Genomic DNA, 11,227 nt, shown 5'->3' on the forward strand with positions numbered 1-11,227 from the left:
GATCGTGGCAATGAGGCGATGGAATCCGTACTATCGCGCCGCGTCTGATCCGGAGACATACACGTTCAGATCGGCATTTGAGTAGTTGTTAACAGTTGGAACCCATGGATATCGAATCAAAGCGACATGGAATGTTTGCCCGCAAGAATGCCTTCTGGTGGGGGCATTCCACTCTGGAAAAACGCTTGAGCCACGTGCTCGGTCACCCGCTGGTTGAGTACAGCATCAACACCCGTGATCTTGAGTCCAATGCCTCGTTCGTCAACTACGTACGCCATCACCGCCTGACCCACCTGCCTAGCGGCACCACACTGGATGTGGTGGAAAAGTCGATCCGCAAACTGTTGTTCATCTCAAGTCTGGAGTCGCGCTTTTACCGCGAACGCGATGTGCTGGCAGGCAGCGTGCATTTCCGGCATCCCGGTTGTCTGGGGGTCATTGAAACGCCGCGGGAAAGCCTGGTCTTCACACGTTTCGTTGAAGGCCCGGCGCCACGGATGGTCAGAGTTGCGCCGCAAATTGCCCTGGGCATCGCCGAAATCGAGATGCTGTCCCATCAATTCCTGCAACCTGCCAATTGGCGTCAACGGTATCGGTTCTGGGAAATGGATTATTTCCGCCCTTGGTACCTGCTGCGCTGGCGCTTCAACTTTGTACGCTACCTGCCCTCCCTCATCGAACTGCCCGCTGATGACGCACGTTTTCGCGGCCTGGCCGAGCGTCTGCGCGGTTTGCAGCCGGGACTGCGTCGCGCCCAGTCTCGCGCCAGCCATACCCAGCGCTGTTTTTGCCATATGGATTACCTGGCCAAGAACTTTTTTGTCTCGCCCGAAGGCTTGCAGATGATCGACTGGAGTGAGGTGAAGGTCGGCCGGATCGGTTTTGATGGCGGCGCGTACCTCAGTGGGATTTTCCGCCAAGGGGACATGGCACGTTTTACCAAGGTCCGTGCGGAGTTCCTGAGTGCCTATGCCGATGCGCTGGATGGACGCTTCGACGTGCAAAGTGCATTGCGTAACGTTGACTATTTTTTCCTGCAAAACTCCCTCTGGCATTTCCTGCGCCCCAAGACGATTGCCGATTATCAGCAACGGGGCAAACTGGATTTGCTGCACGAAAAATATGAGTACCTGCTGGAAAAAGGGGCGCTTGCCGGCGACGCATGACGTGAATTCGCTGTCGCGGCGAGCCAGTTGCAACGAAGAAAGCAAAGCCGTTGTCAATCTCGCCGATACCCAAGAAGCAAGCCGCCCATCGGACTGTTTACGCCGTTACAGCTATCAAAATAAAATTTCACACAAGATGTGAAAAAACCGTGCGTTTGGTCAATTTTTTGTGAATGGCGACGTGCCATATGTATTACTATTTGCGGCAAATTTTATTCGACATTTTTTACAGGTTCGCACGTATTCGAGCCTGATAGATGTGTGCACCACTTAGGGATATCCGCTGTTTTTTTATGGACAATGTCGCTTCAAACCGCCGCGCTTTGCTGATTCTGTCTAAAGGTGCGCAACAGATCCCCACGCTCCCTGCCCTGCTGCCTGAGTATCTGCTGCTGTGTGGCACGGTGCGCGACATTGCCCAGGCCGATGAGGTGCTCGCGTGGGGACGCAAACCCAGTGCGATGCGCGCCCAAGAGGCCGCTGAAACTGCCGGATTGCCGCTACTCACCGTCGAAGACGGCTTTTTGCGTTCGGTGGGCCTGGGTGCCGAAGACCCGCCGCTGTCGTTGATCGTCGACCCGCTGGGCATCTACTACGACGCCACCGCTCCTTCTCGCCTGGAACAACTGATTCCTGTGCCGCTCACAGAAGCACAGATCCTGCGCGCCCGTGCCTTGCAAGCAAGTTGGTGTGAAGAGCGCGTGTCCAAATACAACGGCGCTCGCATCGAAGCCTGCACATTGCCGCAGCCGTGCGTGCTGGTCGCCGATCAGACCCGCGGTGATGCCTCACTGCAAGGCGCCACCGTCGCCGATTTCGAGCGAATGCTCGAAGCCGCGCTGGCCCGGCACCCGCAAAGCACGGTGGTGGTCAAGGTTCACCCGGACGTGGTGGCCGGGCGCAAGCAAGGTCACTTCGATCTGGCGGCGCTGCGCAAGCACCCACGGGTTCATCTGATCAGCCATAACGTTCACCCCGCTGAATTGCTGCCCGCCGTGCAGGCTGCGTACGTGATGACTTCGCAACTGGGCTTCGATGCCTTGCTGTGGGACGTGCCGGTGTGCACCTTTGGCATGCCGTTCTATGCCGGCTGGGGTCTGACCAATGATGCCCTGCCCGCTCCCGAGCGACGTCAACCTGTCAGCCTTGAACAGTTGCTGCATGCCGCGCTGGTGGAATACCCGCGCTACGTCGACCCGGAAACGGGCGCGCCTTGCCAGCCCGAGACCGTGTTGGCCTGGCTCGGTCTGCAACGGCGGATGCGCAGTCGGTTGCCGCAAGATTTGCAGATGGTCGGTTTCAGCAAATGGAAGCAACCGTTGGTGTTGGACTTTTTCAATGGTTCATCGATTCGCTTCCTCGGTCGCTTTTCCCGTCGTCGCATCGAGCCGGTCATCACGTGGGGTTGCCAGCACGATGCGCCGTTGAGCAAAAAAGTCGGTAGCCACCTCGGCCGCGTCGAAGACGGCTTCCTGCGCTCCGTCGGCCTGGGTGCGAAGAAAACCCGGCCATTGTCCTGGGTCTTCGACGACCTGGGCATTTACTACGACGCCACCCGTCCTTCGCGCCTCGAACATCTCTTGCAACACGAACCGTGCAGTCCGGGTTTATTGCAACGGGCAGCAGCCTTGCGCGAAGCGATCTGCGCTGCCGGCGTGACCAAATACAACCTGCCCGGCACCACGTGGAAACGTCCCGCCGGCGCCGGGCAAGTGATTCTAGTACCGGGTCAGGTCGAGTCCGACGCCTCGATTCGCTACGGCGCGCACCGTATCCGACGCAACATCGATTTGCTCAAAGCGGTGCGCCAGCACCATCCGATGGCATGGCTGTTGTACAAGCCGCATCCGGAAGTGCTGGCCGGCACTCGCGAAGCAGGCATTGACGAAGAGCGCACCAGCGACTGGTGCAATCAGGTGGTCGGCGATGTGCCGTTTCATGAGCTGTTGACTGAAGTGGATGAAGTGCATGTGCTGACCTCGCAATCGGGTTTCGAAGCCTTGTTGCGCGGTGTGCCCGTGACCACCTACGGCCAGCCGTTTTATGCCGGTTGGGGTTTGACCCGGGACAAAGACCTTAGCCCCGACGTCCAGGCGCGCCGCACCCGGCGCCTGAGCCTGGACGAACTGGTGGCCGCGACCCTGATCCGCTACCCGACCTATGTCAGTCGCATTACTAAAAAATTCACGACTCCCGAACGTACGTTAGTCGAGATTCAACATTGGGATGAAGTACCTACACATGGAAGACGTCCAACATGGCGAGAGATGATCCAGCGTTTGCTCCTCACCGCGTTAAGACCACGCCCAAAAAACTCGTAGTGCCTGTCGCGCGCTCCCCGCGCCCGGTATCGGTGAAACCGCGCAACTCGTTCCTGTTCTTGCAGGGCGTCAGTTCGCCGTTTTTTGCGCGTCTGGTAAAGGCTCTGCGGTCCGAGGGACAGTTGGTCAAGTCGGTCAACTTCAACATGGGCGACATCCTGTACGGCAGCGGCGCGCGGGTATTTTATTCCGCTCGCCCCGAGCAGCTGATGGATTTCTACAGCCAATGTTTCAGGGCGGACCACACTACCGACGTGGTGCTGTTCGGCGACTGCCGTCCGGTGCATCAGCCGGCGGTGGAGCTGGCCAGGTCGCTGGGCATTCGCGTGCATGTGTTTGAAGAAGGTTACTTCCGGCCCTACTGGATCACCCTTGAGCGCAATGGCGTGAACAATCACTCGCTGCTGCCGCGTGATCCGGACTGGTATCGGGAGGTGGGCAAGTACATTCCCCGCTATCACAACGGTAATTCGTTCCGCTTGTCCTTTGCCTCCAGGGCCCTGCACGATGTGATGTACCACGTCGGTGGCGCACTGAACAAAGTGATCTTCCCCCACTACAACACCCACGCGCCGTACAACGCGGCGGTGGAATATGCGGGCTACATTCGCCAGGGCCTTCGCCTGGTCAGTGCCAAGGGCCGCGATTCCGAGGTGATCAGTCAAGTGGCGCACAATCGCTATCGCACGTTCCTGCTGCCACTGCAGCTGGACAGCGACGCGCAGATCCGCGACCACTCGCCGTTCAAACACATGAAGGATGTGCTGAAGCACGTATTGGGTTCGTTCGCCCGCCATGCCGGCAGTGACACGCGCCTGGTGGTCAAAAACCACCCGCTGACCCCGGGCATCATCAATTACCACCGGATCACCCGGCGCATTGCCCACAAATACGGCATTGCCGATCGGGTGGACTTCCTCGAAAGCGGTCACATGCCGACCTTGCTGTCGCATGTCGCGGGCGTGGTCACGGTCAACAGCACCGTGGGCGGTTCGTCGCTGATGCACAGTGTGCCAACCATCGCCCTCAGCGACCCGATCTACAACCTCAAGGGGCTCACCCACCAGGGCAGCCTCGACGATTTCTGGCACACGCCGGAACCGCCTGACACCACGCTGTTCCAGCGCTTTCGCAGCACGGTGATTCACACCACCCAGGTCAATGGCGGCTTCTATACGCGCTGCGGGATCGACATGGCTGTGAACAACTCGTTGGAAGTACTGCTGGCCAAAACCTCTCGGATTGAACGCTACTTATGACGCTGTTGAAAAAACCGCGCTGCATCCTGATCACCGGTGCCACAGGTGGCATCGGCGGCGCACTGGCACCCGCCTATGCGGCACCCGGCATGACCCTGATTTTGCAAGGTCGGCGCACCGAACGCCTGGAGGAAATGGCCGAACAGTGTCGCGCTGCCGGCGCCCGGGTCGTCCTCCATGCACTGGACGTGCAGGACCTGGAGGCGGTGCGTGAATGGATTACCCGGATCAGCGAAACCGAGCAGCCAGACCTGATCATTGTCGGCGCCGGGCTCAACACGGCGAGCGGCCCGAATGCCGAGGATGAAGAGTGGGCGTTGTCTCAGGCGGTGATCGAGGTCAATGTCATGGCCGCCATTGCCACGGTACAAGCGGCGTTGCCGGCGATGCGTGCACGTAAGCACGGGCAGATTGCGCTGTTCAGTTCCCTCGCCGGCTGGCGCGGGCTGCCGGCCACGCCGAGCTACAGCGCCAGTAAAGCGGCAATCAAGGCGTACGGCGAATCCATGCGCGACTTGGTGGCCGCCGACGGCGTGCGCATCAACGTGATCATGCCCGGTTATGTTGAATCGAAAATGTGCTTTGAAATGCCGGGACCGAAGCCGTTGCTGTGGAACCCGGACAAAGCCGCGCAGCGGATTCGCCGGGGCCTGGCAGCCAACCAGGCGCGAATCAGTTTTCCCTTCCCTTTGAACCTTGGATGCTGGGCCCTGGGCGTGATTCCCCCACGGATGTCTTCTGTAATTTTGCGATGGCTGGACTACGGTGCCTGACTTTTTTAACAGTGCTTTCACCTGGGTCATCCTGGGTGGTTTTTTGCTCTCCTGCGCCATCGAAGCGCTGCTGGCTCCCAGGCCCACGTTGCGCCGACCGCTGCGCAGCTGGTTTTTGCACGCCGGGGTATGGTTATTCTCGGTTGCCGTGCTTTATGGCCTGACCGGACGCCCGTATTTCAGTGCGGTGAATGTGCTGGCCCTCTGGCTGCTGATCGTACTGGTGAGCAATTCGAAGTATCACTCGTTGCGCGAACCCTTTGTGTGCGCGGACTTTGAGTATTTCAGCGACGCGGTGCGTTTCCCGCGTCTGTACCTGCCCTTCTTCGGCATCGGCAAAACCATTGGGCTGGCGTTGGCCTTTGTCGCCTACCTGGCCTGCGGATTGTATTTCGAGGCCGCTGCCAGTGATGCGTTGGCAACTGCGGCTATGGCACTGGCCTGTGCCGTGGTGGTGCTGGTCATCGGCGCGTTGAAACCGCTCCAACCGAGCTACGACGCCAGCCTGGATTTACGCCGTTGGGGATTGGCCGCCAGTTTGTGGACCTACTTTTGCGCAGCCCGGCGCAAGGTGCCCATCGACACACTGGGCTCGCCTTTTGCGATCAGTGCGCAATCGATTCGTACCCCTTCTGACGAGGCGCTGCCTGACCTGGTCTCGGTGCAGAGCGAATCGTTTTTCGATATTCGCCGATTGTGGCCCGGTATCCGCGAGCAGGTGCTGAGCCAATACGATGTGCTGCGCACCGAAGCCAGGGCCCATGGGCGCCTGAAAGTCGCGGCCTGGGGCGCCAATACCGTGCGCACCGAGTTCGCCTTCCTGACCGGGATTGCCGGCGACAGGCTGGGCGTTCATCGCTTCAATCCTTATCGCCACCTGGCCCGCCAGGGGTTGCCAAGCGTCGCCGCCGAGATGAAGCGCCGGGGTTATCGCACTGTGTGCATTCACCCTTACGCGGGTAGCTTTTATGGCCGTGACCGCGTGCTGCCGGCACTGGGATTCGATGAGTTCATCGATGTGCGCAGCTTCAATGACGGGCAAAAGGCCGGACCTTTTATTGGCGACTGTGCCGTGGCAGACAAGATCATCGAACTGCTCGACGACAGCGCGCGCACCCAGCCCTTGTATATCCACGCCGTAACAATGGAGAACCATGGACCGCTGCAACTGGAGCAGGTTGACGCGGCCGAGTTGCCAAGCTGGTTCGATCGTCCGCTGCCGGACGGCCTGCGAGACCTGGCGCCTTATTTGCGTCACCTGAGCAATGCTGATCGGATGCTCGGCAAGTTGCGCGAGTACCTGCTGGCCAGCCCGACGTCTACCGGGCTGTGTTTCTTTGGCGACCACGTGCCCATTCTCCCGGATGTGTATACCGCCTTGGGCGCACCCGATGGCGATACGGATTACTTCATCTGGTCCAATCAGGCTCCGTCCTCCAACGCGCCCCGGCCAATAGGCGTGGAACAGCTGGCCAAGTCCTTCGTCGACCACTTGAACAGCAGCCAGCAATCCATCGCAAAGCAAGCCCGGACCGCAACCCATGGCTGACATCGACATCGCCCCCTTGCGGATTGCCCTCGGTTCCAGCTTGCTGGAACCTGATGAGTCAATCGCGCGGATGATCACTTCGGGCCGCAATTCGCTGGCCTTCTTTCTCGGCGATGAAGCCTGCCGCTATCGGCTGCTGGCCGAGTCGATCAACTGGGACCGGATTCTGATCGCCCGCCGCAATTGCACCACCCTTGGCTATGCCGCCTTCAAACATCATCGACGCGGGCCATTTTCACCTGGCATCAGGCCTTTTTTGCGCGAATTCGGCTGGTGGCAGGGTGTATTGCGCTACCTGCTGTTTGCGATCACCGAAGGTCGTGAGTGGTACTACGGCTTTTATCTCTATGGCCTGCATGTGATCAAACATGCACGGCATCAGGGCATTGCCAGTTCGCTGCTGGCCGCGACCTTTGATCAGGCCCGGCAAGCCGGCTATGACCGGGTAGAGCTGGAGGTTCAGGTGAAAAATGTGAGGGCCCAGCGGCTCTATGCGCATATGGGATTCACCCGGATCCGGACCACTGCGGTGAATTGGCTTGGGCGCCTGCTGCCCTTCCCGGCGGTGATCAACATGCGTCGCTCGATGACATCCCAGCCATGAGCGGTGAAGAAATGAGTCGATCGGTTCCCCTTGAGTCACTGGTGGAAGGCCCCGGCTGGGTGGGCATCATGTCGCAGTGGGTGATGTGGAAAGTGCACCACCTGCGTGAGTTTCTCGACCCTGAAGGGCAACCCTACTGGTTGTGGAGACGCGGCCAACAACGGCCCGAAGGTTTGAAGGCGATTTCGGGGATCGGCTACAAAAGTTCGTCCAACCATGCCCGGGTACTGTGCAAACGCTGGGGCATTCCTTATGTGGCGTTGGAGGACGGCTTTCTGCGCTCCTCTTCGCTGGGGGTGGAAGGCGATACGCCGATGTCGATGGTGGTCGATCCCATCGGCATTCACTACCTGGCCGATCGTCCGTCGTTGCTGGAAAACATTCTGCAAACCCCGCACACCTTGACGGCTGAGGAATTGGCAACCGCCCAGGCGTTGATTGCCCTGATGCGCAGCAGCGGGATCGGCAAATACAACAACGCTCCGGATTTGACCGATGACGACGCCCTTGGCCGCGACAAACCGCTGATCCTGGTGGTGGACCAGACCTACGGCGACTTTTCCATACCTGGCGGCGGGCTTTGCGAAGCGGACTTTATCCGCATGCTCGATGCGGCGCTGGCGGAAAACCCCGATGCGGACGTGCGGGTGCGGATTCACCCTGACTGCATCAACGGTCACAAGAAAAGCTGCCTGCTCGACGCAGCCCTTGCACGGGGCGTCGCGCTGGAGAACCGCCACGTATCCTGGGCCTCGCTGGCGAGCCGGGCCCGACGCGTATATGTCGGCACCAGCCAGGCCGGGCTGGAAGCGTTGATTCAGGATGTACCGGTGACGTGTTTCGGGCTACCGTTCTACGCCGGCTGGGGGCTGACCGATGATCGCTTGCCGATCCCGCGACGCCAGGCCCGGCCCACGCTGGAGCAACTGGTGGCCGCCGCCTACATTCGCTATTGCCGCTATGTGGACCCATTGACCGATCAGCGCTGCGACGTGATGACCGTGGCTCGGCAACTGGCCCGGCAAAAACAACAGGACAGCCAGTTCGCCGGCGCATTGACCGTGCTTGGCGTACCTCGGCGCCAGCAACCGGCAATCCGCCGCTTGCTCGACAGCCGTTGGGGCCGAGTGAAATTCTCCCACAATAGCGCCGACCTGATGACGACCGTGGCGCGCGAAAACGGCAAGGTGTTGGTATGGAGCGCCCATGAACCCCGCGATCTGTCATCACGTGCCGCAGCACAGGGCGTACCGCTTTGGCGAATCAGCCAAGACAACGCAACAGCCCGCGTGAACCTCCAGCGTTGCGACGGCGATGTACAACAACTGGCGCAAGTCCGTGGCATGCCGTGTAGCCAACAGCAGGCGCTGGAACACCGCGCACAAAACACACCTGGCCTACTCGAAAACTGCCCGCGCTATCGACAGGTTCGCCGCTACCTCAAAGGCATGTTCCCGCTATAACCCCTGTAGCAGCCGGCTTGCCGGCGAAGGCGCCCCCGCAGCCGCCGCACGTCGCAAGACCGCCTTCGCTGGCAAGCCAGCTCCTACAAAACCACCGTACACGCCATGATTTTTCGCACGAAACCAACCCCGGAGTAGCCGGCCCGTACACATCCGGTTCCAAACTTTTACGACGTTCAATCGTCAACGCCCTAGCCTTACCCTTTTCAACCTATACAGGAGGGCAAAGGATTGCCTACTCGTTCCGACGCCAACCATCTGCGCATCGGTCGCCATTCCCAAGCCGGACAAATCTACCTACTCACTGCGGTGACCCATCGGCGTGAACCGGTGTTCAGCGATTGGCGAGCAGGACGTTTGGTGGTGGATCAGTTTCGTCTGGCCATGACAGAAGGACGGGCAGATTCCCTGGCCTGGGTGGCAATGCCCGACCATTTTCACTGGCTGGTCGAACGCCAGAACAGCACGCTGGCGGAGTTGATGCTTGCCACCAAATCTCGTAGCGCGAGAGAGATCAATACCTACCTGGGTCGCTCAGGCCGATTTTGGCAAAAAGGCTTCCATGATCGCGCCATCCGCCGCGAAGAAAACCTGTTGACGGTGGCCCGTTACATCATCGCCAACCCATTGCGCGCCGACCTGGTCAGGCGTGCTCATGATTATCCGCTGTGGGATGCCAAATGGCTGTGAAGGTGGACTTGCCGGCGAAGGCACGCCGCATCGATCTTCTGGCCGCTCGCCTTAGAGCTTTCGCAGTTCCTGCGCAACGATGGCGACGGTTTCGGCAATTTGCTCCGAGGTGTGCAGGCATGACACGAAGAAGCGCACTCGCGCCGACTTCTCGGGCACCGCCGGATGCAAGATGGGTTGGGCGTTGATTCCACGACGGGACAACGCACTGGACAATTGGGTCGCCTTGAGCGAACTGCCGGTGATGACCGGAACTACCGCCAGACCGGTGCTGGTGCCGGTGTCCAGGCCTGCTTCCCTGGCCAGTTCGAGGAATTGCCTGCCACGCGCCTGCAAAGTGGCGACGCGCTCGCCATCTTCTGGCAGGCAACGCAGCGCCGCTAATGCTGCTGCCGCCACCGATGGCGGCATGCCGACACTGTAGAGAAATCCCGGGGCCAGGAATTTGAGATGTTCCACCAACGCCAACTCACCGGCGATGTAACCACCGCAACTGGCCAGGCTTTTACTCAAGGTGCCCATCCAGATATCCACGTCACTGCCGGCCAGACCGAAATGCTCACGGATGCCTTTCCCGGTCTGCCCCATGACGCCCAGCGAATGGGCTTCATCGACCATCAGCAAGACCTGGTGCTTGCTCCTGAGTTCGACGAATCGAGGCAAATCCGGGAAGTCACCATCCATGCTGTAAATGCCTTCAAGCACCACCAACACCCGCTCGAAATGCTGACGCTGATCGCTCAGCACACGATCGACCGCTTCCCAATCGTTATGAGCAAAACTCAGGCGCCGAGCACCAGACAACTGAATGCCCTGCAGCACGCTGTTATGAATCAGTTCATCGTGCAGAATCAGATCCCGCGGACCGAACAAATAGCCAATGGTAGTGACGTTCGTCGCATGGCCACTGACGAAGGTAATGGCGTCGTCCACTTCATAGAGGCGAGCCAGTTCCTGCTCCAGTTCACGATGAATCGGACGATCGCCCGACACCGGGCGACTGGCCGATACCGACGTTCCATATTGATCAATGGCGGCCTTGGCGGCCTCGGCGACCACCGGGTGTCCTGAGTAGCCCAGGTAGTTATAGCTCGCGAAGTTCACGTAACGGCTACCGTCCATGACGGTTTCGGCTCCCGCCAACCCGTCGTGCAACTTGAAGAACGGATTGGTCAGGCCAAAGTGCGCGGCGCCGTCGAGCATGATGCGTAACTGCTGATAGCCGGGGAACTGGTCAAATCGGCAGAATTGCCCGAACCCCTCGCGCGGGGCACTTTTGAGCCCCTCCAGCGATGGGCTGGATACGCTATTGCCGGCTTTGCGCAGACGCCGTTGCAGTGCCTGTTGGATCAGCTTGTCTTTCATCGAAGTGGCAAGCTTGGGCGAGGTTGTATGGGTCATG

9 protein-coding genes are annotated in these 11,227 nt (G+C 59.7%); 8 read left to right on the forward strand and 1 reads right to left on the reverse strand.

Going from position 1 to position 11,227, the window contains the following annotated elements; genetic code table 11:
• Window positions 1-131 precede the first annotated feature (131 nt).
• From AC3ISI_RS19620 to AC3ISI_RS19655, 8 genes are all read left to right on the forward strand, one after another.
• Window positions 132-1,166 carry a phosphotransferase gene (locus tag AC3ISI_RS19620; RefSeq protein ID WP_489333403.1) on the forward strand — a complete coding sequence of 345 codons (1,035 nt, stop codon included), beginning with the start codon at window positions 132-134 and terminating at the stop codon, window positions 1,164-1,166.
• A 293-nt stretch (window positions 1,167-1,459) separates the two neighbouring features.
• Window positions 1,460-3,487, forward strand: coding sequence for a capsule polysaccharide biogenesis protein (locus AC3ISI_RS19625; RefSeq protein WP_489333404.1), 2,028 nt, complete (start codon window positions 1,460-1,462; stop codon window positions 3,485-3,487).
• Window positions 3,487-4,746, forward strand: coding sequence for a capsule polysaccharide biogenesis protein (locus AC3ISI_RS19630; RefSeq protein WP_489333405.1), 1,260 nt, complete (start codon window positions 3,487-3,489; stop codon window positions 4,744-4,746). The genes AC3ISI_RS19625 and AC3ISI_RS19630 overlap by 1 nt, the downstream gene beginning before the upstream one ends.
• Window positions 4,743-5,519 carry an SDR family NAD(P)-dependent oxidoreductase gene (locus tag AC3ISI_RS19635; protein ID WP_489333406.1) on the forward strand — a complete coding sequence of 259 codons (777 nt, stop codon included), beginning with the start codon at window positions 4,743-4,745 and terminating at the stop codon, window positions 5,517-5,519. Before AC3ISI_RS19630 ends, AC3ISI_RS19635 begins: the two co-directional genes overlap by 4 nt.
• Complete coding sequence (locus AC3ISI_RS19640) at window positions 5,512-7,068, forward strand: LTA synthase family protein (RefSeq protein ID WP_489333407.1); 1,557 nt, start codon at window positions 5,512-5,514, stop codon at window positions 7,066-7,068. Before AC3ISI_RS19635 ends, AC3ISI_RS19640 begins: the two co-directional genes overlap by 8 nt.
• Window positions 7,061-7,672, forward strand: coding sequence for a GNAT family N-acetyltransferase (locus AC3ISI_RS19645; RefSeq protein ID WP_489333408.1), 612 nt, complete (start codon window positions 7,061-7,063; stop codon window positions 7,670-7,672). The genes AC3ISI_RS19640 and AC3ISI_RS19645 overlap by 8 nt, the downstream gene beginning before the upstream one ends.
• Window positions 7,673-7,683: 11 nt before the next feature.
• The gene (locus tag AC3ISI_RS19650; protein ID WP_489333409.1) at window positions 7,684-9,135 is read left to right on the forward strand and encodes a capsular polysaccharide export protein, LipB/KpsS family; all 1,452 of its coding nucleotides are present in this window, start codon (window positions 7,684-7,686) and stop codon (window positions 9,133-9,135) included.
• Between the two features lie 231 nt (window positions 9,136-9,366).
• A complete protein-coding gene (locus tag AC3ISI_RS19655) occupies window positions 9,367-9,825 on the forward strand; it encodes an REP-associated tyrosine transposase (RefSeq protein WP_489333410.1) in 459 nt (152 codons plus the stop codon).
• A 51-nt stretch (window positions 9,826-9,876) separates the two neighbouring features.
• Here AC3ISI_RS19655 and AC3ISI_RS19660 read toward each other — a convergent pair whose 3' ends face one another.
• Entirely contained in the window at window positions 9,877-11,226 is a 1,350-nt protein-coding gene (locus tag AC3ISI_RS19660) for an aminotransferase class I/II-fold pyridoxal phosphate-dependent enzyme (RefSeq protein ID WP_489333411.1), read from the reverse strand.
• Window position 11,227 lies beyond the last annotated feature (1 nt).

Source organism: Pseudomonas sp. GL_139_B (genome assembly GCF_057834475.1).

What these genes read in the sequence shown, in the direction of transcription:
- AC3ISI_RS19620 (WP_489333403.1), top strand. Translation starts at nt 132, where the DNA reads ATGTTTGCCCGCAAGAATGCCTTCTGGTGGGGGCATTCCACTCTGGAA.
- AC3ISI_RS19625 (WP_489333404.1), top strand. Translation starts at nt 1,460, where the DNA reads ATGGACAATGTCGCTTCAAACCGCCGCGCTTTGCTGATTCTGTCTAAA.
- AC3ISI_RS19635 (WP_489333406.1), top strand. Translation starts at nt 4,743, where the DNA reads ATGACGCTGTTGAAAAAACCGCGCTGCATCCTGATCACCGGTGCCACA.
- AC3ISI_RS19645 (WP_489333408.1), top strand. Translation starts at nt 7,061, where the DNA reads ATGGCTGACATCGACATCGCCCCCTTGCGGATTGCCCTCGGTTCCAGC.
- AC3ISI_RS19650 (WP_489333409.1), top strand. Translation starts at nt 7,684, where the DNA reads ATGAGTCGATCGGTTCCCCTTGAGTCACTGGTGGAAGGCCCCGGCTGG.
- AC3ISI_RS19660 (WP_489333411.1), bottom strand. Translation starts at nt 11,226, where the DNA reads ATGACCCATACAACCTCGCCCAAGCTTGCCACTTCGATGAAAGACAAG.